Origin of the sequence: Psychrobacter sp. ANT_H3 (assembly GCF_027919975.1) — a bacterium.
Taxonomy (GTDB): Bacteria; Pseudomonadota; Gammaproteobacteria; order Pseudomonadales; family Moraxellaceae; genus Psychrobacter; species Psychrobacter maritimus.
Genome location: NZ_JAQISM010000025.1, coordinates 58,341 through 83,279, shown reverse-complemented (window position 1 = coordinate 83,279; position 24,939 = coordinate 58,341). Strand labels below are relative to the sequence as shown.

Sequence of the window (24,939 nt, the reverse complement as noted above, 5' to 3'; positions counted from 1 at the left end):
TTTGTTATCGATGGTTAATGGCGAATGGCTATTTTACACTATCGTTTCATAAAACCATCATTTCCCAACATAACCATTGCACATAACTGTTTTGCAGTGTCCCTATTCCAAATGTAGCAGCTCGATGCTTTAATTAACTAAGCGTTTTAATGAACCAAACGTTTTAAATAACAAACATAAAATAAATAAGGATTATTATGTCAACCGATACTAAGAATACTCAGCAGAGCGCATATAGCGATTTTCATTTGCAATATATTGCAGGCTCATGGCAACAGGGTAAAGACGATAGCGTCAATACTGATGTCAACCCATATAATGGTGACACGCTGGTCGAGATTAAACAGGCGACGAAAGAACAGCTTGATGAAGCCTATCAGGCAGCAAATGCGGTACAAAAACAATGGGCACAAAAGACGCCAGCTGAGCGTGCCAGTTTAATGTATAAGGTCGTCAATGTCTTAGATGAGCGTCAAGACGAAATTGTCGATTGGCTCATCAAAGAGTCGGGCAGTACGCGTATCAAAGCAATGGTAGAGTTCGGTAGTGCGCGTGCGATTACCCTTGAAGCGGCCAGTTTCCCTAATCGTGTCCATGGTGAGATTCGTGCCTCAAACACCCCCGGTAAAGAAAACTTCGTCTACCGTGAGCCAATCGGTGTGGTAGCCGTTATTAGCCCATGGAACTTTCCGCTACATCTTACCCAGCGTTCTATCGCGCCTGCGTTAGCCCTTGGTAACGCCGTCGTGCTTAAGCCTGCAAGTGACACACCGATTACCGGTGGTTTATTGTTAGCAAAAGTATTCGAAGAAGCGGGTTTGCCAAAAGGACTGCTTAACGTCGTCGTTGGTGCGGGTAGTGAGATAGGGGACGCCATCGTCACTCATGATATTCCAAGCTTTGTCTCATTTACCGGTTCAACTTCAGTCGGCAAACATATTGGCGAGCTGGCCAATGGTGGCGACTACATCAAGCAAGTTGCGCTTGAGCTCGGCGGTAATAGCCCATTTGTGGTATTAAAAGACGCCGATATTGAGCAAGCGGTAAAAGCCGCCGCCTTTGGTAAGTTCCTGCATCAAGGTCAAATATGTCTCGCTATCAACCGTATTATCGTTGAAGACGAGATTTATGATGACTTCGTAGAGCGCTTCTTAGCTCACGTTAAAACCTTAAACGTCGGTGATCCGAACAAGCAAGATACGGCAGTCGGTCCGATCATTAATGAAAAACAAGTCAAATCGTTGAAAGAAAAAATCGCTAAAGCACAGCAAGAAGGTGCCAAAATGATTTTGAGTGGTGAGATAAAAGGTCAGGTAGTACCGCCGCATATCTTTACTGAAGTCACTCGTGAGATGGATTTGTCACGTAATGAGGTGTTCGGACCATTGGTCGGGATTATTCGTGCCAAAGATGAAGAGGATGCGTTATCGATAGCCAATGACTCCATGTATGGTCTATCGAGTGCGGTATTTACAGCAGATATGCAAAAAGGTCTGCGCTTTGCTCGCGGTATCAGAGCGGGCATGACCCATATTAATGATATCTCAGTCAATGATGAGAGCAACATGCCATTTGGCGGTGAGAAAAACTCAGGTATTGGTCGCTTTAATGGTGAGTGGATACTGGAAGAATTTACCAGAACGCATTGGATATCAATGCAAAACGAACCGCGTCAATATCCGTTTTAATCAGTGCATTCTAATCAACGCATTATGGATAAACGTACTTAGATGTAGTTAGATAAATATTTCGATATAAAAAAAGACCGCCTGAATGGTGGTCTTTTTTTTATTGATACGCAATGATTCTAAAGTTTTATAGTTCTAATGTTATTTAGAATGAAAGCCTAGTAATGCTTCAATCTCTTCGATAGTCATATGCCGAACCAATGCTTGCTCTTCTACTGTCAGACGGTTGGTATGTTCTTTTATCATTGTATGGATGCTACGAGAGATCTCAGATGTCGTTGCATAATACATTTGCGGCTGTTCTTTGGTCAGTAGGGTCAAAAACCTATTAACGATTTTACGTTTTTCAATCGGTGCATGCGCTTCAGTCATGACAATCTCCTAAAAGTGAACCATTTACGCAGTCAAATTAACTGTGCTCATTACCTATGATGGTAATGGTGAGGGCAAATATCAAGCTATGTGTGACTTTAGAGTTTTATGCGGCTGTAAATTATAGAAGGTAAGTTATCGAATATCACTTATCGAACATCTGTTATCGAGTATAAGTTATCTAATATCAGTTATTAAATACATATTGGGCTAAAATAACACTATCCATTCTAGCGCTTTATATCAATTATAGCTGTATATGATAACTGCTTTAATAAGTCACTACTTGAATGAATCATAGCAGTCATATAGTTTAGGTGGCATTATAATTAACATTCATATAAAATGAATCTTTAAGACATACCTTCTAACTTTTATTATAAGAAGTCTGCTATGCAATCAATTAATCTACCTAGCAAGCCACCAAGCTCGCCGCATCCCATACTCAACTTGAGCTTTCGGATATTTTTTAGCGCAGGGACACTATTTGCCATTATAACCATGGCGTTGTGGGCATTTGTGTTTACCGGCCATACAGATATCGATGCGCAAACGTTGAATCCGCTGTATTGGCATGGTCATGAAATGATTTATGGTTATGCGCTGGCCATTGTGGCGGGATTTTTATTGACCGCAGTTAAGACTTGGACGGGCGTTATGATGCCGCATGGCTACAAGCTGCTCGGTATTTTTGTCTGTTGGTTGCTGGCGCGTTTGGGTTGGGTAGGATTTGGCTTAGGCATCACGATTGCTGGTAGCAGCGCGGCGTTACTATATGCGGCGGCGGTATTTGATTTATTGTTCATCGGCTCGATGGCTTTTGTGATTTTCCGTGCAGTATTGCAAGTTAAGCAATATAAGCAAATGGGGATTTTAGCCAAGCTTGCATTATTAACAGTGGGCAATGCTTTGTGCTATTGGGGCATTATCAGCGCCAATATGAATCTGACCAAAGTTGGTGTTTATTTAGGTTTTTATTTGATTATCGGCTTGGTATTGACCATCGGTCGCCGCGTGGTGCCGTTCTTTATTGAGCGTGGTCTAAGTGTGCCAAATGCTCAAGGTGAAACCGAAGCAGTGACGGTACGTAATAATAAAGCGCAGGATATCGCAAGCTTATTGTTCTTCTTTGCTTTTTTTATCACTGATATGTTTTATCCCAATAAATACTTGCTGACCATCAGTGCACTTGGGGTGGCGGTGGTCAACATTGTACGCTTAGTTGGCTGGTATCATCGCGGCATTTGGCAAAAACCGTTACTATGGTCATTATATATCGCCTTTTTAGGGATGTGTGTGAGCTTTGTATTGTACGCACTGCAGCCATGGTTAGGCTATAACCACAGCATTGCGGTACATGGATTATCGATTTCCGGTATTGGCATGATGACGGTGGCGATGATGGCGCGGGTATCGCTCGGTCATACGGGGCGCAGTATTCATCAGCCACCCAAAATCGTCAATGCGATGTTCGCGCTTATGGCAGTGGCGTTTGTCAGTCGGGTATTTTTGCCATTAATCGATATGAGTCATTACTTATTATGGATAATGCTGGCACAAAGCGCTTGGATAGCTTGTTTTGCCTTGTTTTGTATCAGTTATTTGCCGATACTGGCACGCCCGCGACCAGATGGTTTATTTGGCTAATAAGGTGTTGAAACGGTTAAAATGCAATTGATTTAAAATTTAAGTCATTTAAACGCTAAACAGCTTTAAAAGTTAAATAGTTTAAAAGCTAAAGCGACTTAAAACATAGCATTATTTCAAATTATAAAGTTAATAGTTATAACAAACATTGGAGTGCAAAAAATGCGACTGACCAACTATAGTGATTATGCGCTGCGCTCATTAATATATTTGGCGACCAAGCCTGAGCCGCACCTATTGGCAAATATCAGTGATATTGCCAACAGTTATCACATTTCTAGAAGTCATTTGACCAAAATTATTCATCAGCTCGGGCAACTTGGCTATATAGATAGCGTGCGCGGTAAAAACGGTGGGATTCGCTTGGCGTGTGCGCCAAAAGACATCAATTTGGGTGTGTTAATCAAACAGATTGAGCCTGATTTTAATTTGGTTGAATGTTTTTCGACCGATTTATTGATTAATTCTAAGCCTGACAATACTAATTCTGACAACTCTTTTAATGGTAATGATGATAATGCGGTTGCCAAAGATTTGTCTTTGACGCTGATTGATGAGGAAGCAAGTGCGGAGGTCAAGTCAGGTTGTATTATTAGTCCTGTCTGTCAGCTAAAACAGGTATTCTTTGAAGCATTGACCGCTTTTATCAACGTCCTTGAGCGTTATACATTGGCAGATATTATCAGTAATGAGGCAGAGCTTGCGGAGTTATTGTTTTATAGAAATGGCCTAAATAGCTTTGTAAAATAGAAGCTTTATATAATCAGTTCAAAATAAAAGCGCTACGTTATAGCTATGTGCGACTGGTATAAATTTTCCTTGCTTGCTGTGCGCCTTGCACTCCAGAGGCTACGAAAAATTCGTACCAGTTTCACGTTGTCAGATAACGTATCCATTTTATTTAGTACCGACTATATCAATTTTAAAGTGATTCTACTATATATAAAATCGCCACAAAAAAAGGCTGCCCCGCTAGTAATAGTATGGGCAGCCTTTTTTATTATCAATTTTTAAAGCAGCTAAGCATCTAAGCGTTTAAGCATTTTCAAGCTTAGGACGGGCTTTATCAATGGCTTTTAATAAGGCTTTTTCAAACTCACCCTCTTTAAACTTCACTAAATAAGAATGCGCGGCACAGAAGTTACGTACCTCGCGCCATTCATGGGCCAAATTGGCCGCCCAGTCGCAATACTGCTTGCCAGCATTAGGCTCATCTTTTAGTGCTTTTTTGGTCGTTGGGTGCAATAACAGTTCCGGTAGCACCGCTTCTAGTAATTTGGTTGGTGGACTCATAAAAGTATCATCGACGTGCAAGCTTTTACTGGCAGGATGGAATACCAACAGCGAGCCTGCATGAATCATCTCATTGGGCGAGATATAATGAATACCTTCTGACATAGAAAACTTCAGCTCAGGGTAGCGCTTGGCGACCGCATCGCTTTCGACCAAATCGTCTGCCCATTGTACGGCAGGGATTTTTTTATGATGACGGCTACTGCCATAAAAAGTTGCTTGCGGGAAGTCCTTTGCCATTTGTGCGCAGTGGACAGTATGAAAGGGGTGGACATTGAGGACCGCTTCGACATCTTGCCCATTGTTGGTTAAGGCCATTATCTCAGCGCGTACGTCGTCGGTGAGCTCATAGCTGTCTAAAAATATAAAGCGACCTGAGGCTAATTTTACAAGCGAGCACTGAGTGCCTATATTTAGCACCCCACCTAAGCGAAATGTGCCACGAATATTCCAAAATCCTGCACCCAAATCATGTATTTTATCGGTCATTGATACTTTTCCTTAATCGTTATTTTATGAGTTTTTTAATTATTAGTAATAGCAATGAATTATGCATACGTTCTGATTATGGTTTTTTAAGTACGTAAAGTCTGTAAGGAAATAGATATCAGCCATATAGATGTGTAAATATTAAAAATTGGTTAGAGGACTGCCTTGACTGTAATGTAATTCAAAATAGCGTTCTGCTGAGATAACTTCTTCTTCCTTCTGTCCTTGTTTGCTGTGTGCTTTACACTCCAGTGGCTGCGCAAAACTTATCCCAGCCGCCCTGTATTGTTTTTAGCTTAAATTGACTATACACAGTTTTTATAATCGTAAGCCGATATACGGGGGCTGTTGCCATAATTTTCATTGTTGCATAAAAATTTATCGAAGCGAGTATCACCATTTATGTAGCGATGCATCCAAGCAATACCTGGTTTGCTGAGTAATATCTCGTTAAAGCGATAGCTTGGACAAAAGTGGCTGCCATTTTTTATCTCAATCTTCATTTTTGCGCCAGCAGCATTATTATAAAACGGACTGCTGTACTTTTTATTAGAGGCAATGCGGTCATTTTGACAGGTAATAAATAAAGCAGGCGTGTCCATGTTGCCGTAGTCTTTATCATGATAGGGCGTTTGCGGAATAATGGCCCGAACGTCACTGCGCTTGGTCGCTAACTGCAGCGCGCCACCACCGCCCATTGACCAGCCGATAGCGCCTAAACGTGTGCTATCTATTTGCGCACCCACCGTACTATCGCTAAGAATATGATCGAGTGCGGCGCTTAATTGGGTGGCACGGCTATCGGGGTCATCATAAATAGAGTTGGTATCGATAGTAATCACCACAAATCCCCAAGATGCCAGACGTGGCCCCCACCATTTAATAGAGGCTTCGTAAGACACATAACCGGGAATCACTGCGATACCGCCTAACAGGCCGCAGTCTCCAGCATTGGTAGGATAATGAATGGTGCCTCCGCCGAAGCCATTGGCTAGTTGCCGAGGAACAGATTTACTTGCCACCGTAAAAGGACCATTATCGCGCGTAGCTGACAGCTCAGCCGCTGTAATGACACTGTCAGGAATACAGTTTGAGGTAGGCGATGCTGATGTTGTCGTGGTTAAAGGTATTTTAGTTGCGGGTATTTTGGTTGCTAAGGTGGCGGTTGACAGCTCATTAATTGAAAGCTTTTCCATTACTGGCTGTTTAATTGGGGTTATTTCTTCTGAGGTGACCGCTGCCACATGCATAGAAACAATCAGTGCACCTGTCGCGGCAATCAATCTTGGATAAATAGCGTTGTTTAACATGATAAAGGGTCTATTATTTGAGGTCTTTTTGTATGTAAGGTTTATTCTGTGCGTTACTTTATTCTATGCATTACTTTGTCAGGCTAGGGCTAAAGTGGCGATATCAATCATAAATAGCAGGGCAAAATAATAGTAGACAGTAATCTATTAGCTGTCAAAAATATTAATCACCTCTACAGTGTTAAAATCAGCCTAGCGTTTTAGGGTTGAAAAATTTGTCATTAAAAGCACTTGAATAAAAATCTTTTATTATAAATAACATTCATAAATAGCATCGCGAATAACACACCGAAACCTGAGTCTGGTATTTGCTGTGATAAACTCACAAATTATGCATCGTTTTATAGTCAGTCATAAGTTTTATTATTATAACGATTTCATGCTATCGCTTTATTTCTCTCACCTATGCCGTCTAGCTTCCAGCTAAAAAAGGCGTCCAATATAGTCAGTAATACTTTGAATAATAATATAAATAACAGTATAGATAGCGACATCAATGTCAATGTTGATGGCAGTGGCAGTGGCAGTAGCAGTGGCAAAGATAGCAGCGCTATCCGCCGCCATATTCAAATGCCCACTCAGCCACCCAATCAACCGCTGCCATTTGATGCGCCTTCATGGGTATTGAAGCTGACGATTGGCTTGATTGGGATGTTTGCTTTTTTGCAGGTCTATTCTATTCAGGCTATTTTGCCAGTATTGATGGTGGATATGTCCGCAACTGAGGTGCAGGCAGGCATGATTGTCGGCGCTACCATATTGGCGATTGCTATCATGTCGCCATTTTTGGGCATGCTTTCTGATGCCGTTGGTCGTAAGTCATTTGTCGTTGGGGCGCTCTTGTTTTTAGCGATACCTACTGCGTTAATTGCCCAAAGTCCGAACATCGGCTGGATGGGCATGTGGCGGTTTATGCAGGGATTGTCTGTACCCGGTATTACGGTGGTGACGATTGCTTATATCGGTGAAGAGTTTGAGGGGCGCGCGGTCACTGAGCTGATGTCGTTTTATGTGTCAGGGTCGGTGCTCGGCGGCTTTATGGGGCGCTTTTTACTTGGGCACTTGCACGAGCTTATTGGTTGGCGCGCTGGCTACTATGTGATGGCAGGTATGACGCTGATCGGGGCGCTGTGGGTGGGTAAAATGCTGCCCGCATCACGGCACTTCGTTGCTAATCCCAACTTTCGCTCAGCCATGCAGACCCTCGGTGAGCATTTGGTCAATCGCTATGTTGTCACTTCCTGTTTGCTTGGTGCTTGCGTGTTGTTCTCGTTGGTTGGCTGTTTTACCTTTATTAATTTGCATCTTGCGGATACACCTTATGAATTAAGCACAGGTGCGCTTGCCAATATTTTTGCCGTGTATTTAATAGGCGTTATCATCACCCCATTATCGACGACGTTGCTACGCCGATTTGGCTCAGCGCGTACGGTTCGAGTAGCGATGGTTATCTCGATGCTTGGCGTGCTGCTAACATTGCTAACACCGCTTTGGGGAGTCGTGATAGGGCTTGCTGTTATGTCCACTGGCGTCTTTATTACGCAAGCTGCCACCATCAGTTATATCGCGGTCAATGTTAAAAAAGGACGTTCATTGGCGTCGGGCTTATATTATATGGGTTATTACGCAGGTGGCACGATGGGCGCATGGCTCTGCGGCATTGCTTATGCGCGTGGCCAATGGTCGCTGACGGTTTGGTTATTATTGTTTGTGCAAGTGCTGGCGTTATTGGTTGCTAGCATTGGGATGGTCAAAACAAATCCTCGCGCGAATTAAGAGGATTTTTTGATAGCGTTTTTTGAGCGCCTATTATTAAGAAAATAATTCTTTTGATAAGCGGGCTTTTAGTGCAGCACATTTTAATATAGCAATTTTTAGCACTATATCTTTTCACTTAATATGGCCTTGTCATAACATAATAACCCAAGTGTTTAAATGCCAATCAACGTACTGGTCATCGTATGCTACTTACGCAAGCACGCTTTACATAGCCTAGGTTTTTTCTTACTATCAATAGAGCTTATTAAGAATAACGATAAGTATTGCCATCCATTATAGCCACGCGTATACCGATAAAAATGCTCTGTTTTTATATGTTTTCTAAAATTTATTAATAGTGCTTTAAAATAATTAAAACCACCCACAAGGAAGTTAAATTTATGTCAAATATTTATCATAGTGCGCCGTCAGCCTACGATTATCCGTTAATCGTCAAGCAACTATTAAATCGTGCCAAAACGGTATCGCTAGAGCAAGAAATCGTTTATGCCGATAAACAGCGCTTCACTTATAAAGAATTGTTTCAGCGTATCAATCGCTTAGCCAATGTTTTAGCAGATTTAAAGCTTGATGCCGGTGATGTGATTGCAGTCATGGATTGGGACAGTCATCGCTACTTAGAATCGTACTTTGCGATACCGATGTCAGAATATATCTTGCAAACCGTCAATATCCGCCTGTCACCTGAAAAAATCCTTTATACCATCAACCATGCTAAACCAAAAGTATTGCTGCTCAATTCTGAATTTGCGCCCTTGGTGAAAGATTATCAGTTTGAAAACTCTAGTATTGAGCATATTATTTGGCTTGATGACAATGGCGTGACGCATGAAGGCGTCTTTGGCGGCAATCAAAATCGCGTCACCGGTGAATATGAAGCGCTGTTAGATGCCGCTAGTAGCGAGTTTGAATTCCCAGATTTTGATGAAAACACCATTGCCACCACTTTTTATACCTCGGGCACGACCGGCGATCCAAAAGGGGTGTTCTTTAGCCATCGTCAATTGGTATTACATACACTGACGGAAGCGGCGTCATTGGGTATGCTGCCTAATAAGCAAGGCGTCAGTTACGGCGATGTGTATATGCCGATGACGCCGATGTTCCACGTTCATGCGTGGGGTTTCCCGTTTACTGCCACTATGGTTGGTCTAAAACAAGTCTATCCAGGTCGCTATGCACCCGATGTATTGATGGATTTAATTATCAATGAAAAAGTCAGTATCACCCATTGCGTACCAACGATTTTGCAGATGGTGCTCAAAGAAGCGCAAGATCGTGATGCCAGTTTTAATGGGTTAAAAATGATTATCGGTGGCTCTAAACTGACCGAAGGCTTAGCAAAAGCAGCATTGGCACAAGGTATCGAAGTTTATACTGGCTATGGTATGTCTGAGACCGCCCCCCTTATTAGCTTGACAGAATTTAGCCTCAATGAGCCTGAGATGTCTGCAGAAGAAGATATCGCCCGCCGTTGTATGACCGGTAAGCCGGTACTGATGGTAGACGCTCAAGTATGGAATACTGACAATGAATCTGTCGGTATGGGTAAAGACAATACGGGCGAGTTGGTGCTGCGTGCGCCTTGGTTAACGCAGAGCTATCTGAAAAATGACGATGCGGGTAAAGAGCTGTGGGAAAATGGCTATATGCATACGCAAGATATCGCCTACATCCAGCCTGATGGTTATATTAAAATTACCGATCGTCTAAAAGACGTGATTAAATCAGGCGGTGAGTGGATATCGTCATTAGAGATTGAGACGATTTTATCGTTACATCCAGCGGTGGCTGACGTGTCAGTGATTGGTGTGCGTGATAAGCAGTGGGGCGAGCGTCCGCTAGCCTTGATTGTGCTTAAACCTGCTTGCCAAGATACCAGCGCCGATGACATCAAAGCGATTGCCGAGCAAGCTGTTGAGCGCGGTATTATTCCTAAGTATGGCGTGCCAAGTCAGTTTAAATTCGTCGATGAGCTACCAAAAACCTCGGTAGGGAAACATGACAAAAAAGTCATGCGAGAGATGTATGCCAATCAAACAGAGGTGTAATCGCTTAGAGTGGTTAACTTTTAATGCGATTATGGCTAGCAAAATATCAAGTAGCTGACACGCTTAATAGTTGACCTTTATCACTAGCTCTGCTACATTTTAAACCGATACATAACGTATCGGTTTTTTAATTCTGGCAGGGATAGCCAGTTTTATATTATGATATTATTGAATAAGAGCGTATCTTATAAAGCATCATATTATGAAGTCATATCTTATAACATTGCTTCTTATAACATTGCTTTTTATAAAAACTTACAGCATTACCCATCGTTTACGCTAAGGACAGCCATTATGAACGAGCAAGCTAACTCTCAAACCAGCAATCAAAGCAGTCATCAAACCAGCAATCAAGCTGTGAATCACAATAATAATCAAAGCTTCAATCAATCCTCTAGCCAAAATTCTCAAGCGTCATTTGATAGCAAGCAAACCTTTGCAGATATTTATCAGTCCTCCATTGATAATCGCGAGCAGTTTTGGGCGGAGCAAGCCAAGCGCATTTATTGGCATAAAGAGCCTGAGCAAATCCTTGATGACAGCAATCTGCCGTTTGCTAAATGGTTCGTCGGCGGTGAGACCAACCTTTGTTATAACTGTGTCGATCGCCATCTTGCAGAGCGCGCCGAGCAGGATGCTTTTATTTGGCTATCCTCTGAGATTAACCAAGAATTAATCGAAACCTTTCCTACCGTCGTCGATGCCTTTAAAGATTTGGGCAATAACGTTGAGCTTTATACTGACTATACCAAGCGTCGCCTGACTTATAATGACCTTTATAAAGAAGTCAATTACTTTGCCGATGTGCTACAGCGTCACGGTATCGGCAAGGGCGATCGTGTCATCATTTATATGCCGATGATATTAGAAGCGGCTTATGCCATGCTAGCCTGCGCACGCATCGGTGCGGTGCATTCGGTGGTATTTGGTGGCTTTGCTGCCCATAACTTGGCCATTCGTATGGATGATGCCGAAGCAAAAATGGTCATCACAGTAGATGCGGGTCTACGTGGCGGTAAGGTTGTTAATTATAAGAGCTTGGTCAATCAAGGCGTTGAGCAAGCAACGGTCAAGCCCGAGCATGTACTAGTCGTCAATCGTGGTGTTTTGCCGTTTGAGAAAAAAGCTATCGATGTCGATTATGCAACCCAGCGCCGTATCAGCTGTGAAGCCAATGCGATTGTCGAACCAGTCTGGCTAGAGTCCAATACGCCATCTTATTTGCTTTATACTTCAGGCACTACCGGTACGCCAAAAGGTGTGCAGCGTGATACCGGCGGCCATGCAGTGGCGCTAACGACGTCGATAGATTATATCTACGATGGCAAGGCGGGCGAGACCTTTTGGGCGATATCTGATATCGGCTGGGCGGTTGGGCATTCTTATACCATTTATGCGCCATTGCTCGCTGGCATGACCAGTGTGATGTATGAAGGCTTGCCACATCGTCCAAACCCTGGCATCTGGTGGCGGATTGTCGAAGCCAATAAGGTTAATATTTTATTTACCGCACCGACCGGTGTGCGTATGCTTAAAAAACAAGATGAGACTTGGATGACACGCTACGACGTCTCCAGCCTTAAGTCATTCTTTTTAGCAGGTGAGCCGCTTGATGAGTCAACGGCCAATTGGCTGACTAAGCATTTAGGTGTGCCGATTTTAGATCATTATTGGCAGACAGAGTCAGGCTGGCCAATTCTAAGTAATACGCCCAAATTTAACCATAAGCCGCACAAACAAGGGTCGCCCGGTTATCCTATGTATGGTTATGATGCCCACGTGATAAACGAAGAAACCGGCGAGCTTTGTAAAGCTGGCGAAAAGGGCTTGCTCGCCATTCGCGCACCCTTACCGCCGGGTTGTCTCACCACCGTATGGCGTAATGACGAGCGCTTTATCAGCAGCTATTTTGGTCTGTTTGATGGCAAGCAATACTCAACCTCGGACTATGCAGTGACGGATGAAGATGGTTATTTTTATATCTTAGGACGTACTGATGATGTGATTAACGTCGCCGGTCACCGTATCGGCACGCAAGAGATTGAAGAAGCTATCAGTACCCATCCAGAGATGGCAGAATGTGCGGTCGTGGGTATTCAGGATGAGTTAAAAGGCGAGTTGCCGATTGCTTTTTGTGTGCTAAAAGACCATGAGCAAGTGGCGACGACCGAAAACCGTTTCCGTATTGAGCAGCAAGTCATCGGTGCCGTGGTAAAATCCCTTGGCGGTATTGCCAGACCGGCGGCGATTTATTTTCCGCAAGCATTACCAAAAACGCGCTCCGGAAAAATATTACGCCGCGCTATTCGTGCTTTAGCAGAAGGTAATGAGACAGGTGATATGTCAACACTTGATAACCCAACCGCGATTGATGCGATTAAGCAGTCGATGAAAGACTATTAATCTAATAGCGTATTAATTGAAAAAAGCCATGTATCTTAATATCGGAAAAAGCTCATGTACAGTCATGGGCTTTTTGGTTTTTAAATGTTAGAGAATTTAAAGAGTCACAAATTCTTAGATAAAAGTTTGATAAAGCACTTGACCCTAAAATTGATTTATTGCTATAGTCAATAACGATACGAAATAAATCATTTTAAAAATTAAGTTTGATTGATAAAAACTTATCGTTTTTATCTCTTTTTTGAATACTAGGACACCATAAAAGGGTAGTCTCGCAAACAAGATAAGGATGTCTTATGCACCACGTTAAACAGCTCATCAATGGTCAATTTGTTGATTCTAATACCAGCGAATGGATTGATATCACCGATCCCGCCACCCAAGAAGTTATTGCTAAAGTTCCGCAAACCACTGACGATGAAATCAATCAAGCCGTCACTGCCGCTCAGAAAGCCTTTCAGACATGGCGCAAAACGCCAATCACCACGCGTGCGCGTATCTTTTTAAAGTATCAAGAATTGATTCGCGAGCATATGGATGAGCTGGCAGAAATCTTGACTGCCGAGCAGGGTAAAACCATTGCTGATGCGCGCGGTGATGTGTTCCGTGGTCTTGAAGTCGTCGAGCATGCCGCGGGTATTGCCAATTTGCAGATTGGCGACTTTGTTGAAAATGTCGCGTCAGGCGTAGACACTTATAGCATTTGGCAGCCACTTGGCGTTTGCGCTGGTATCACGCCGTTTAACTTTCCCGCGATGATTCCGCTATGGATGTTCCCAATGGCGATTGCCACGGGCAATACATTCATTCTTAAGCCTTCTGAACAAGATCCAATGGTGACCATGCGTCTGGTTGAGCTGGCAGTAGAAGCAGGCGTCCCGGAGGGCGTTTTAAACGTCGTGCATGGCGGCAAGGCGACGGTTGATGCTATTTGTGATCATCCAGATATCAAAGCGGTTTCATTCGTTGGTTCAACCAACGTTGGCAAACATGTCTACGAGCGCGCCAGCAAATCTGGCAAACGTGCCCAGTGCATGATGGGTGCCAAGAACCATGGCGTTATCCTACCTGATGCCAATAAAGAACAAACACTCAATCAGCTAGCGGGTGCCGCCTTTGGTGCCGCCGGTCAACGTTGTATGGCGCTGTCGGTCGTGGTGCTAGTGGGCGCAGCAGGTGAATGGATTGACGATATTAAAGCTAAAGCAGAAGGCTTAGTGGTTTCAGCAGGTAAAAACGACAAGGACTTAGGTCCGCTCATTTCACCTGCCGCAAAAGCGCGTGTAGAGCACTTAATTGGTACTGGGGTAGAAGAGGGCGCCAGTCTACTTCTTGATGGTCGCGGCATCACGGTTGAAGGGTTTGAGAAAGGCAACTTTGTAGGACCGACTATCTTTGATAACGTTACCGCTGATATGCAAATTTATCAGCAAGAAATCTTTGGCCCTGTTCTGTGTATCATGCGTGCAGCTGACCTTGATGAAGCGATTGAGCTATTGAATGCCAATCCACATGGTAATGGTACGGCGATATTCACTCAGTCAGGAGCGGCCGCACATAAATTCCAACAGGATGTGCAAGTCGGTCAAATCGGTATTAACTTGCCGATTCCTGTGCCACTACCGATGTTCTCATTCTCAGGCTCACGTGCTAGTAAGCTTGGCGATCTCGGTCCTTATGGTAAGCAGGCAGTACAATTCTACACCCAGACCAAGACGGTTACTGCACGTTGGTTTGATGATGAGGCAAGCCGCGGCGTTAATACCACTATTTCAATGTAATTGTTAATCCACTATATTTGCAGCATCTCAACAACATAGCGACAATCTTACTCAGTATGTTTTTAACAAAGCATGATTTATGATTGTCGTTTTGTCGCTGCTATACTGTATAACGATATTGAACTGATGACTTACTAAACTTTCTTCACCATATTTGCTATGCAAGCACAAGGATGACCCTATGGATTTCTCATTGACTGAAGACCAAATTGCCTTTCGCCAAACCGCTCGGCAGTTTGCTCAAAAAGAGCTAAAGCCCAATGCGGCTGAATGGGATCGCACCTCGCACTTTCCAATTGATGTGATTAAGAAATCAGGTGAGCTTGGCTTTTTGGGGTTATATACCAATCCTGACTATGATGGTTTAGGGTTACCGCGCCTAGACTCTGCGATGGTGTTTGAGGAGCTGGCATGGGGTGATACCGCCGTTGCCGCGTATATGAGTATCCATAATATGGCGAGCTGGATGATAGGTGAGTACGGTAGCGATGCTTTGTGTAAAAAGTATTTGCCCAACATGGTCAGCGGTGAATGGCTTGGTAGCTACTGCTTAACTGAGCCGAATGCCGGTTCTGATGCGGCCTCATTACGCACCAAAGCCGATAAGCAAGGCGACCATTACGTGTTCAATGGCGAGAAAACCTTTATCTCAGGCGCAGGCTCGACTGACGTCTTAGTGGTCATGGCGCGTACAGGCGGCGCAGGATCAAAAGGGGTTTCTGCATTTGTGGTAGACGCTGATAGCGCTGGTATCGAATATGGTAAAAACGAGCATAAAATGGGCTGGAAAGCGCAGCCAACCCGTACCATCAGCTTTAAAGATGTCAAAGTACCAGTAGAAAATCTCATCGGTGAAGAAGGCCAAGGTTTTCGCATTGCGATGAAAGGCTTGGATGGCGGTCGTATTAATATTGGTATCTGTGCGGTAGGTACGGCGCAGTCAGCGCTAGAGACAGCGACCAATTACGTGCAAGAGCGTAGCCAGTTTGGTAGCCCGATTGCCAGCTTACAGTCAGTACAGTTTAAGCTTGCTGATATGCTTACCCAAACCATTACTGCGCGGCAAATGCTTTATTTAGCAGCTAATAAAGTCGATAACAATGATGGGCAAGCTTCTACCTACTGTGCGATGGCAAAGCGTCTCTCCACTGATCTTTGTTTCGATGTTGCCAATGAAGCCTTACAGCTACATGGCGGTTATGGCTATCTGAATGAGTATCCGCTTGAGCGCCATGTACGAGACTTGCGTGTGCATCAGATTTTGGAAGGCACCAATGAGATCATGCGGGTAATTGTCTCGCGTCAGCTTATGCAAGATGATGCGTTGAGTCAACTACGCTAGCCCAACAATATTGTAAAATTATTTGCTTATTAGGCGTTTTGAATAAAGCAGTTTTATAGAAATACTATAACAAGGATGTTCCATGACCGATTATACAAATTTAAAGTTATCAATTGACGGTCACATTGCTACCGTGACACTGAATAATCCGCCAGCCCATACGTGGACGATGGACAGTCTGCCAGCGCTCAAACAGCTGGTCACTGACCTCAATGCCAATGATGACGTTTACGCCTTAATTATTCATGGCGACGGCGAGAAGTTCTTTTCAGCAGGTGCGGATTTAAACAATTTCTCAGACGGTGATAAAGGTCAAGCAATCAGCATGGCCATCGCTTTTGGGGAAGCGTTTGAAGCGCTATCAGCGTATCGCGGTGTGAGTATCGCGGTTATCAATGGTTATGCGATGGGCGGTGGACTTGAGTGCGCGCTGGCCTGTGATATCCGTATCGCAGAAGCGCATGCACAGATGGCTTTACCAGAGACGGGCGTGGGCTTATTGCCATGTGCAGGCGGTACGCAGAATCTACCTTTGCTGGTTGGTGAAGGTTGGGCGAAGCGGATGATATTGTGCGGTGAGCGCGTCGATGCCGAGACCGCATTACGTATTGGCTTAGTCGAAGAAGTCACGGCAAAGGGTGGCGGTTTATTAGCGGCGCAAGCCTTAGCGCAAAAAGTCGCTAAGCAATCTCCTGTTGCCGTCAGTTACTCTAAACAGCTTATCCAAGCCGCAAGAAACACCCCGCCTGCCCAAAACCTTATCCATGAGCGTGAAGCTTTTGTTAAGTTGTTCGACACCAAAGATCAGCGCGAAGGCGTGCAAGCGTTTTTAGAAAAGCGTAAACCCACTTGGCAAAATAAATAAGTCAAATTAAATAAGCCAAATTGAATCAGACTTAGCGTTAATATCTTTCCTTTTAATTTTTAGGTTACTTTTATGACAGCAGCGACGACAGTGACGGACGATACTAATAATCAAAATTCTGTAGAAAACATCACACAAGAAGCGCCAGTATTGTTCGATACCGAGCCGACAGAGTGTGGCCATCTTATTGGAATAATGACGTTAAACACGCCCAAATCTCTCAATGCGCTCAGTGTTGAGATGTGTCAGTTATTAGCCCAGCAGCTAGAGCAGTGGCAAAATGACGATCAGATAGTGGCATTGGTATTAAAAGGAGCAGGCGACAAGGCGTTTTGTGCTGGCGGCGATATCCGTAAGCTGTATGACAGTATGTCTACCAGTGCGCCGCTACCGAACCCTTATGCGACAGAGTTTTTCGGTCATGAATATCGTCTTTATCGGCAGATGCATTTTTATCCAAAGCCGTTAATCCTCTGGGGCGATGGCATTATTATGGGTGGCGGCATGGGTTTGATGGCTGGCTGTAGTCATCGTTTGGTCACTGAGCGCACCCGCTTTGCGATGCCAGAAGTGACTATTGGACTGTTTCCTGATGCCTCTGGTAGTTGGTTCCTACAGCGCATGCCAGCTAAAACAGGTTTGTTCTTAGGGCTAACGGGTGCGATGTGTAACGGCAATGACGCTTTATTATCCAATCTAGCAGAGTATGCCGTTGCTAGTAGTGATTATGATGCCGTCATACAAAGCTTAAAACAGGGCGATTGGCAAGTGGCAGCAGGTAGCACCGATAAATGTCGCAACAATAGCGCTCATAGTATTGTTAGCCGTGCATTGGCAGCGCAACCAGCAGCCGAATTGCCTGCTAGCAAATTAGCGACATATTGGAAACCTATCCAGCAGTTGATGAACAGCGGCGGACTGGGAGATATTGATGCACTTTTACAAAGTGACGAAGCGCTGGCAAAGCTAGATACAGACTTTGCTAAAGATAGCTGGACGCAGCGGGCAGTAGATACGTACCGTCAAGGTTGCCCAGTTACTGTCGCTTTGACCTACGCGCTTTATCATAAAGTCACGGACTTATCGCTAGAGCAGGTTCTGTATTTAGAGGCCAACGTAGCGGTACATTGTGCGGCCAATCCTGACTTTAAAGAAGGCGTACGTGCGCTACTGATTGACAAAGATCGCAACCCGCAATGGTCGCGCTCATTAGCAGAGTGTCTAAGCACCGAAGGGCAGGAATATATACATCAGCACTTTGTAAACCCTTATGCTAAGGGCGAACATCCTCTAGGCGATTGGTTGGGTGATGAAGCCTTAGGCAGCCAGCTTGTGCGCTAAGAGCTTGTAAGCTCATTATAAGAATCAGGTATAAACTAAAAAACGTAAAACTATGTGTAGCACTGTCTGCATAAGCAATCATCAAGGAGCGATGAGATGGGTACAAAGGATTCAGATTTAAGCAATAAAGACTCAAACAATACTGCCAAGCCAAATATAGCCTTTATTGGGCTTGGCAATATGGGCGCACCGATGGCAGAGAATTTATTAAAGGCGGGTTATATGCTCTCTGTCTATGATTTGTCTGCGGAGGCGACCGCGCGCTTGCAACAAGCAGGTGCCAGTGTGGCTGCTAGCCCTAAAGATGCTGCGAGCAATGCACAAGTCGTCATTAGCATGTTGCCTGCGGGCAAACACGTCCATTCTGTCTATTTAGGCAATGATGGAGCTAATGGCTTACTAGCAGAACTACCCAAAGGTACATTGGTCATCGATAGCAGTACCATCGCGGCAGCTGATGCAAGAACGGTGGCAGAGGCTGCAAGTAAGCTTGGTATCGACTTTTTAGATGCGCCAGTCTCCGGCGGTACGGGCGGCGCTATCGCTGGTAGTTTAACCTTTATCGTCGGTGGCAGCGCTGATGCGTTCGCCAAAGCCGAGCCGATACTCGCTGTTATGGGCAAAAACATCTTTCATGCAGGCGACCATGGTGCCGGACAAGTTGCGAAAATCTGTAATAACATGCTGTTAGGGATTCTAATGGCGGGAACGGCAGAGGCGATTAATTTGGGGGTTAAAAACGGTCTCGACCCAAAAGTGTTGTCAGATATTATGTTACAAAGCTCAGGTCGTAATTGGACGTTAGAGGTCTATAACCCTTATCCGCAAGTGATGGAGAACGTCCCCTCTAGCAACGGTTATAAAGGCGGCTTTATGAGTAAGCTGATGCAAAAGGATCTTAACCTTGCGATGCAAACGGCTAAGGATACCGATGTTGAAACCCCAATGGGTGCCAAAGCGACGGAGCTTTACGAAGCACATACGGTAGACAACGGTGATAAGGATTTTTCTAGTATTATGGCGCGTCATGACAGTTCAGTATTGTCTTAACGGTCTTAAAGATTAAGTTTATTAAACTGTTTTGAATATTGTGCTTTAATGAAGTATTAAAAGACTGTTCTTGATAGAGCTGCTAAGAAAAGTATAAAAAAGGTCTGCGCTAGTTTTATAGCGCGGACCTTTTTATGTTCGATCATATTTTTTCTTAATGATACAGGCTCTAGTTTTGCAGCTCATACACCAAAGCTTGAATATCCTGCGCAGCTGTTTGCAAACGCGGCACGTGTGTCAGTAGCTCATCTAATGACACACGGATGGTTGGGGCGTGAATATATAAAGAAGCCAAATAGCGTGATTTTTTATCCAATACAGGCACCGATACTGCTACCATCTCTGAGATAAACTCTTCATTGTCGATACCGATACCCGTCTCTGCAATACGATCAAGCTCGGCATTTAACCCATCAATATCAGTAATCGTATTCTTAGTAAATTTATCTAGCGGAAGCCCTTGCAGTATTTTAGCGCGGCTGGTCGCCGATAACTGGCTTAAATAAAGCTTGCCGGTGGCCGTACACCACATCGGTGATTTTGCGCCGACAGGGAGATAAATCTGTAACGGTAGCGAGGTCTTAGCACGATTGGTATACATCATGTCCATCTGATAAGGAATGGCGATACCACAAGTCTCTTCAATCTCATCAACCAATTTGTGCAAAATTATTTGGCGCTCATTAAAGAACTGGCGCTGTTGCCAAAGCTCGACGCTCAAATTACGTACCCGTTTGCCAGGAATAATACCGCCACCAATATCCACCGTAACAAACCCTTCATCGACCAAATTTTGAATCAATCGATGAATGGTCGGTTTTGGGATATCAAGCTCTTGCGATAGCTCAAGTGGCGAGAGGGGCTTTGAAGCGTAAGATACGGCTTCGATAATCTCTAACACACGGGTAATCGACGATACTTTAGGCATATAGATGGCTCAATAAGAATGATAAAAATAAAGCAGAGAACAAAAGACGCCGTAATCAGTCAGTTAAAGACCCGTAAATTCATAGTCTCAAAGCAACTTTATGACTAAGACTAATTTAGCATATTATGGCGCTTAGACAAGCTTATATCTTATTAAATATAAACACATTTATGTACCATACTGCTATTCATACTAAGTATTAACTAACAGCTTTCTAAATCATCTGGTTTTTTAAGTTATCTGGCTTCTAAATTATCAGTAATTAGGTAATGTTAGATACGTTAACTCACAAACCACAACAAACTGTAGTAATAAACTCTATAACTGTAATTGAGTTAAAGTGTGACATAGGTCATTATACTGACATGTTTTGTAATACCTTTACATGAGCGTTAAGCGATTCAATATTCGTGTTTGTGCTATTCAGTTGCTTTGAGAGTATTGTGTAACAGGAAAGCGAAGTTTTGCGGATTGGTGTAGCAATTATTACAATATCTATGCAATCTTTACATAACGGCAAATAAAAAGCGCATCCATGGGGGTGACTTTTCAAGCCAAAATTGTTTTAATCTGCTCAACAAAATGGTTGTTTAAAAAAAGCTAAATTATCATTTTTTTACGGGCGAGTTATTTCACACTTTAGGAGAGTATTCTATGAAACTTATTAAATTAACGGCAATCTCTGCTGCTGTTTTAGCATCAAGTGCTGCATTAGCAGCTGAGCCAGTTATCGTTGTTGATGGCAATGAAGCAGTTGTATACGAAGCTGAGCCAGTAGCTGTTGCTTATCAAGCTGAGCCTGCTTATGCATATAATGCTGACGCTGGTGTTGTACGTAACACTACGGGTGCTGTTGTTGGTGGTACTAAAACTTTCTTCCAAACCGTTACTCATCCAGCTGCTATCAGCGCTGAAGTTGGTACTTTAGGTTATGGTGCTAACATCGGTTGGGCACTTAACGACAAAACTGAACTACAAGCTGGTTGGGCAGGTGGCGATGTTGCTGACCTATTCGGCGGTGACTTTGATGCAAACGGCGTAAACTATGAAGTTGATTCAGATTTTAGTAACCCGTACCTAGGTGTGCAGTTACGTCCTGCAGCTAACTGGTTCACTATGGGTGCTGGTATCATCGTTCCTGATAACGATATCGATGTCACTGCTAACCCTAGCGAAGGCATTAGTGGATACTACAAAGTTAATGATATTAAATATGATGCTAGCGGCGTTGCTTTAGCTGGTACAGTAGAGCATCGTAACAAACTAGCACCTTATGCAACTATTGGTTTCCGTCCTAATATCACTAACAACTTCGGTTTATTTGGTGAGATTGGTGCAGCTTATATGGGTAAAACTGATGCTACTATCACCAGTCTAGATCCTAACCAAGTTCTTAAAGCAGAAGATTCTAACGGTAATGCTATCACAGGACTTACTGGTAAAGATTTAGCTGCATCAGCTGAAAAAGAACTTGAAGATAAAAACTGGTTAGAGTGGATGCCAATTGTTAAAGTTGGTGCAACTTACCGCTTCTAAGCTAATCACAGTCTAAGGACTGTTGTTAGAAGATAAGTAGTAATAAAAAAACGATCCTGAAGAGGGTCGTTTTTTTTGTCTAAAATAAAGTCAGAATGATGTGCCTACATTAAATACTTTTTAATAGACAATCACTGTCTGCTGCTCAGATAGTAAGATGAGATAGTAAGCGGTTTTATCATCGTTAAACGCTAACAAAGGTAGCTGTGCTTGTGCTTCGATGCCGTTTACTAAGCCGGTAATGAGATAGGAGTAATCCATACCCAAACCTTGGGCAAGGGTATATTGATGAATTTTAATAAAACACTCTTTTATTTGCCATAGTAACTTAGCGACAGTGTCACGCTGAGTAATGGTTAGAGCTTGTAAGATAGCAATCTCATTAATATGATAAAAGCGCTTTGCCACCCGCCACTCAACGTTATTGGTTTCTATATCGATGCCTGCCGGTCGATGACAACTGATAACAACCGCAACTTTATTATCTAACCCGTTAAAAGGTTTTACTCTGTTCGGCTGAGTAGAATTATTTTGACTGCTTGCCCCAGTATGACTAAAGCACACGTAATATTGGCTGTTAACAAGTCGATAGGGGAAGCTTACGTCATCCAAACTGTCCATAATACCTAGCTTGTTAAGTAGAGATTGTAATAACAATCGCACACCAGCACGTTGCTGCTGGCGCTGATGATAGGCGGTTTCGCGTGCAGATGGAACTTGTGAATTACTCAATAAATCCACGCGATTTTGAGAGAAAGGTGCAGTTACCTGAGCCGTCGCGCACCACGTCGTGGAATCAAGTTGACTGTATTGGATATTATGTAAGTTTAAGGTTGGCATCGTTTATTTATAGTAAAGGCTATTAGCTTAAAGCTGTTGAGAGATAGGTTTCTTCGTATTTTTAAATTAGTCATAGCTGCGGTTTGTCAGAATATAAACCACTTTTAACAATTCATTTTAGCGTAGCAGAATGCAAAAAGCCCAACAATATATTTGCTGGGCTTTTTGCTACTTATTAATTTAGGCTAACAAAGTCTTATCAAAAGCGATTAGTAAGACAATTCAGCACGGCGGTTTTGTGCATAGGCATCTTCAGTCGTACCGGCAGCTGCTGGACGCTCTTCACCATAACTGATGACACGGATATTATTTGCCGCAACACCTTGGGCCGCAAGATAATCACGTGCAGCTTGGGCACGGCGCTCACCTAGGGCGATGTTATATTCACGGCTACCGCGCTCATCAGTGTGACCAGCGATAACAACACCAGCGTTTGGATTTGAGCTTAGTAGACCGGCATGTTGGTTTAAGACGCCAGCCGCTTGTGAAGTGATTTCACTGCTATCAAAGGCAAAGTATACAACTGCTTGCAGGTTCTCAGCACCAGTAATAACAGCATTTGAGTTACCGACGATAACCGCGCCGTTATAACCCGCTTGACCACCTGGGATACCTAGTGGGGCCACGACAACTTCCGTCTTAGGTTTGTTGGCACAACCTGATGCCAATACCACAGCACTTGATAATACTGCTAGAGCAGCGATTTTTGAAAAACTGGTTGACATAATGAGCTCCTAAAATTTTAATGACATTTGTTGTTGTAAACTGCTTTTGGTAAAACTTAGGCAATTACTATCTATCATATACTAAATGTTACTTTATGTAAGTAGTATTACTGTAAATAATTCGAGAATTTACATATACCTATCCGATATTTTACCAAAAACCGCGCAGAAAGCCCCTACTTCTAAAGTATCGGGATGAAGGCGTTATTGGTAGCAGTCCTTACTACCTGTGGTATTATAATTAATAATCATACCACTTATTAACAACAAGCAGCGATGCCAAAGCAGATCCTAAAAGCCTATAAAGTCAGACTATATCCGACCATTGACCAGCAAGTATTCTTTGCCAAGTCATTCGGCTGTGTGCGCTTTATTTGGAATAAGATGCTTAGCGATAAGATTGAGCACTATAAAGAAACCAAAACAACCCTCAAAAACTACCCTGCTCAGTATAAAAAAGAGTTTGAGTGGCTACAAGAGGTCGATAGTCTGGCATTGTCTAAAGTTGAACGTCATTTGCAAAAAGCCTATCAGTCGTTCTTTAAAAACGGCACAGGCTTCCCCAAGTTCAAGAAAAAAGGGCAACGCGATAGCTACACCACCAACAACCAAAAGGGCACAGTGGCGATCACAGAGAGCACCGTTAAACTGCCTAAGATTGGCCATATCCCCGCTAAATTCCCGAATAAAATAAACGGTTTGATTAAGAGCGCTACCATCAGTAGAACCCCATCAGGCAAATACTATGTCAGCTTATTGGTTGAAACCATTGCCACACCACTACCAAAAACACACTCTAACATCGGTATTGATTTAGGATTGACAGACTTTATCGTCTTATCGGACAGCACGAAAGTTGCTAATCCTAAGTTTTTATCGAAGCTGCAAGACAAGTTAACTCGCGCACAAAAGATTTTAGCCAAACGTAGAGCAGTTGCCGAACTTGCTAATCGCAAACTTAGTGACAGTCGCAATTATCAAAAGCAAAAATTTAAAGTCGCTAAAGTTTATGAGAAAATAACCAGTAGCCGCACTGACTTTCTACACAAACTCTCATTTAATCTCATCAAAAACCACGATGTGATTGCCATAGAGGATTTAAACGTCAAGGGTATGGTTAAGAACCATAAACTCGCCAAAGCCATATCAGACAGTTCATGGTCAACATTCACCACCATGCTTGCTTATAAAGCGGAATGGTATGGCAAAACGCTTATTAAAATAGACCGATGGTATCCATCCTCTAAAACCTGCTCAGGCTGCAATCACTTGCTGACCAAGGCTGAATTACCCTTATCATTGCGATCATGGGATTGCCCTAGTTGTTTGCAAACCAATGATCGGGACATTAACGCCAGTATCAACATTCTCAATGAGGGTTTGAAACTGGCCACACTCAAAACCGTCGGTGCGACGGAGTTAGCTTAGTCAATTTACCTAACCGCTGATACAGAATACCGTATCAAGTATGGGTATTACCTAAGAAACCCCTACCTCTA

General features: G+C 43.4%; 19 protein-coding genes. 13 read left to right on the top strand and 6 right to left on the bottom strand.

The window, feature by feature from the left end; genetic code table 11:
• The first annotated feature begins 197 nt into the window (after positions 1-197).
• A complete protein-coding gene (locus PG901_RS11820; RefSeq protein ID WP_271134521.1) occupies positions 198-1,688 on the top strand; it encodes an aldehyde dehydrogenase family protein in 1,491 nt (496 codons plus the stop codon).
• Positions 1,689-1,829: 141 nt separating this feature from the next.
• On the opposite strand, the gene PG901_RS11815 is transcribed toward PG901_RS11820, so the two are convergent.
• On the bottom strand, positions 1,830-2,060 hold the full coding sequence (locus tag PG901_RS11815) for a hypothetical protein (RefSeq protein WP_201565831.1): 231 nt from the start codon (positions 2,058-2,060) through the stop codon (positions 1,830-1,832).
• A 393-nt stretch (positions 2,061-2,453) separates the two neighbouring features.
• Between PG901_RS11815 and PG901_RS11810 the strand changes: the two genes are divergently transcribed.
• Together PG901_RS11810 and PG901_RS11805 are read left to right on the top strand one after the other, a co-directional pair.
• Positions 2,454-3,707 carry an NnrS family protein gene (locus tag PG901_RS11810; RefSeq protein ID WP_271134520.1) on the top strand — a complete coding sequence of 418 codons (1,254 nt, stop codon included), beginning with the start codon at positions 2,454-2,456 and terminating at the stop codon, positions 3,705-3,707.
• 162 nt (positions 3,708-3,869) lie between these two features.
• Positions 3,870-4,457, top strand: coding sequence for an Rrf2 family transcriptional regulator (locus PG901_RS11805; protein WP_271134519.1), 588 nt, complete (start codon positions 3,870-3,872; stop codon positions 4,455-4,457).
• A gap of 285 nt (positions 4,458-4,742) precedes the next feature.
• On the opposite strand, the gene PG901_RS11800 is transcribed toward PG901_RS11805, so the two are convergent.
• Positions 4,743-5,489: a hypothetical protein gene (locus tag PG901_RS11800; protein ID WP_271134518.1), complete on the bottom strand. Its 747-nt coding sequence runs from the start codon at positions 5,487-5,489 to the stop codon at positions 4,743-4,745.
• 305 nt (positions 5,490-5,794) lie between these two features.
• Positions 5,795-6,799 (bottom strand): dienelactone hydrolase family protein, encoded by a 1,005-nt coding sequence (locus PG901_RS11795; RefSeq protein WP_271134517.1) that lies wholly within the window; start codon positions 6,797-6,799, stop codon positions 5,795-5,797.
• Between the two features lie 570 nt (positions 6,800-7,369).
• On the opposite strand from PG901_RS11795, the gene PG901_RS11790 reads away from it, so the two are divergent.
• The 8 genes from PG901_RS11790 to mmsB all read left to right on the top strand — a co-directional run bounded on the left by PG901_RS11790 (position 7,370) and on the right by mmsB (position 19,411).
• Positions 7,370-8,575: an MFS transporter gene (locus tag PG901_RS11790; protein ID WP_271134546.1), complete on the top strand. Its 1,206-nt coding sequence runs from the start codon at positions 7,370-7,372 to the stop codon at positions 8,573-8,575.
• Positions 8,576-8,958: 383 nt separating this feature from the next.
• The gene (locus PG901_RS11785) at positions 8,959-10,629 is read left to right on the top strand and encodes a fatty acid--CoA ligase (protein ID WP_271134516.1); all 1,671 of its coding nucleotides are present in this window, start codon (positions 8,959-8,961) and stop codon (positions 10,627-10,629) included.
• 294 nt (positions 10,630-10,923) lie between these two features.
• Positions 10,924-13,032, top strand: coding sequence for a propionate--CoA ligase (locus PG901_RS11780; protein WP_271134515.1), 2,109 nt, complete (start codon positions 10,924-10,926; stop codon positions 13,030-13,032).
• Between the two features lie 296 nt (positions 13,033-13,328).
• A complete protein-coding gene (locus PG901_RS11775) occupies positions 13,329-14,813 on the top strand; it encodes a CoA-acylating methylmalonate-semialdehyde dehydrogenase (RefSeq protein ID WP_271134514.1) in 1,485 nt (494 codons plus the stop codon).
• Between the two features lie 181 nt (positions 14,814-14,994).
• Positions 14,995-16,155 carry an acyl-CoA dehydrogenase family protein gene (locus PG901_RS11770; protein WP_271134513.1) on the top strand — a complete coding sequence of 387 codons (1,161 nt, stop codon included), beginning with the start codon at positions 14,995-14,997 and terminating at the stop codon, positions 16,153-16,155.
• 82 nt (positions 16,156-16,237) lie between these two features.
• A complete protein-coding gene (locus PG901_RS11765) occupies positions 16,238-17,020 on the top strand; it encodes an enoyl-CoA hydratase (RefSeq protein ID WP_271134512.1) in 783 nt (260 codons plus the stop codon).
• A gap of 72 nt (positions 17,021-17,092) precedes the next feature.
• Positions 17,093-18,361 carry an enoyl-CoA hydratase/isomerase family protein gene (locus PG901_RS11760; RefSeq protein ID WP_271134511.1) on the top strand — a complete coding sequence of 423 codons (1,269 nt, stop codon included), beginning with the start codon at positions 17,093-17,095 and terminating at the stop codon, positions 18,359-18,361.
• Between the two features lie 96 nt (positions 18,362-18,457).
• Positions 18,458-19,411: a 3-hydroxyisobutyrate dehydrogenase gene (mmsB, locus tag PG901_RS11755; RefSeq protein ID WP_271134510.1), complete on the top strand. Its 954-nt coding sequence runs from the start codon at positions 18,458-18,460 to the stop codon at positions 19,409-19,411.
• A gap of 169 nt (positions 19,412-19,580) precedes the next feature.
• Here the strand turns inward: mmsB and PG901_RS11750 are convergent, their stop codons facing one another.
• Positions 19,581-20,339, bottom strand: a complete 759-nt coding sequence (locus PG901_RS11750; protein WP_271134509.1) for an IclR family transcriptional regulator — start codon at positions 20,337-20,339, stop codon at positions 19,581-19,583.
• 654 nt (positions 20,340-20,993) lie between these two features.
• Here PG901_RS11750 and PG901_RS11745 point away from each other — a divergent pair.
• Positions 20,994-21,875 carry a hypothetical protein gene (locus tag PG901_RS11745; protein ID WP_271134508.1) on the top strand — a complete coding sequence of 294 codons (882 nt, stop codon included), beginning with the start codon at positions 20,994-20,996 and terminating at the stop codon, positions 21,873-21,875.
• A 120-nt stretch (positions 21,876-21,995) separates the two neighbouring features.
• Here the strand turns inward: PG901_RS11745 and PG901_RS11740 are convergent, their stop codons facing one another.
• Entirely contained in the window at positions 21,996-22,715 is a 720-nt protein-coding gene (locus PG901_RS11740; RefSeq protein ID WP_271134507.1) for a 4'-phosphopantetheinyl transferase family protein, read from the bottom strand.
• Between the two features lie 209 nt (positions 22,716-22,924).
• Positions 22,925-23,440, bottom strand: coding sequence for a peptidoglycan-associated lipoprotein Pal (pal, locus tag PG901_RS11735; RefSeq protein ID WP_271134506.1), 516 nt, complete (start codon positions 23,438-23,440; stop codon positions 22,925-22,927).
• A 276-nt stretch (positions 23,441-23,716) separates the two neighbouring features.
• Between pal and tnpB the strand changes: the two genes are divergently transcribed.
• The gene (gene tnpB / locus PG901_RS11730) at positions 23,717-24,868 is read left to right on the top strand and encodes an IS200/IS605 family element RNA-guided endonuclease TnpB (protein ID WP_271134505.1); all 1,152 of its coding nucleotides are present in this window, start codon (positions 23,717-23,719) and stop codon (positions 24,866-24,868) included.
• Positions 24,869-24,939 lie beyond the last annotated feature (71 nt).

Bases quoted from the DNA above. Each gene is read 5' to 3' on its own strand.
- tnpB (WP_271134505.1), top strand. From the start codon at position 23,717: ATGCCAAAGCAGATCCTAAAAGCCTATAAAGTCAGACTATATCCGACC.
- PG901_RS11740 (WP_271134507.1), bottom strand. From the start codon at position 22,715: ATGCCAACCTTAAACTTACATAATATCCAATACAGTCAACTTGATTCC.
- PG901_RS11770 (WP_271134513.1), top strand. From the start codon at position 14,995: ATGGATTTCTCATTGACTGAAGACCAAATTGCCTTTCGCCAAACCGCT.
- pal (WP_271134506.1), bottom strand. From the start codon at position 23,440: ATGTCAACCAGTTTTTCAAAAATCGCTGCTCTAGCAGTATTATCAAGT.
- PG901_RS11795 (WP_271134517.1), bottom strand. From the start codon at position 6,799: ATGTTAAACAACGCTATTTATCCAAGATTGATTGCCGCGACAGGTGCA.
- PG901_RS11765 (WP_271134512.1), top strand. From the start codon at position 16,238: ATGACCGATTATACAAATTTAAAGTTATCAATTGACGGTCACATTGCT.
- PG901_RS11815 (WP_201565831.1), bottom strand. From the start codon at position 2,060: ATGACTGAAGCGCATGCACCGATTGAAAAACGTAAAATCGTTAATAGG.
- PG901_RS11745 (WP_271134508.1), top strand. From the start codon at position 20,994: ATGAAACTTATTAAATTAACGGCAATCTCTGCTGCTGTTTTAGCATCA.
- PG901_RS11820 (WP_271134521.1), top strand. From the start codon at position 198: ATGTCAACCGATACTAAGAATACTCAGCAGAGCGCATATAGCGATTTT.
- PG901_RS11760 (WP_271134511.1), top strand. From the start codon at position 17,093: ATGACAGCAGCGACGACAGTGACGGACGATACTAATAATCAAAATTCT.
- PG901_RS11785 (WP_271134516.1), top strand. From the start codon at position 8,959: ATGTCAAATATTTATCATAGTGCGCCGTCAGCCTACGATTATCCGTTA.
- PG901_RS11800 (WP_271134518.1), bottom strand. From the start codon at position 5,489: ATGACCGATAAAATACATGATTTGGGTGCAGGATTTTGGAATATTCGT.
- PG901_RS11750 (WP_271134509.1), bottom strand. From the start codon at position 20,339: ATGCCTAAAGTATCGTCGATTACCCGTGTGTTAGAGATTATCGAAGCC.
- mmsB (WP_271134510.1), top strand. From the start codon at position 18,458: ATGGGTACAAAGGATTCAGATTTAAGCAATAAAGACTCAAACAATACT.
- PG901_RS11805 (WP_271134519.1), top strand. From the start codon at position 3,870: ATGCGACTGACCAACTATAGTGATTATGCGCTGCGCTCATTAATATAT.
- PG901_RS11810 (WP_271134520.1), top strand. From the start codon at position 2,454: ATGCAATCAATTAATCTACCTAGCAAGCCACCAAGCTCGCCGCATCCC.
- PG901_RS11780 (WP_271134515.1), top strand. From the start codon at position 10,924: ATGAACGAGCAAGCTAACTCTCAAACCAGCAATCAAAGCAGTCATCAA.
- PG901_RS11775 (WP_271134514.1), top strand. From the start codon at position 13,329: ATGCACCACGTTAAACAGCTCATCAATGGTCAATTTGTTGATTCTAAT.
- PG901_RS11790 (WP_271134546.1), top strand. From the start codon at position 7,370: ATGCCCACTCAGCCACCCAATCAACCGCTGCCATTTGATGCGCCTTCA.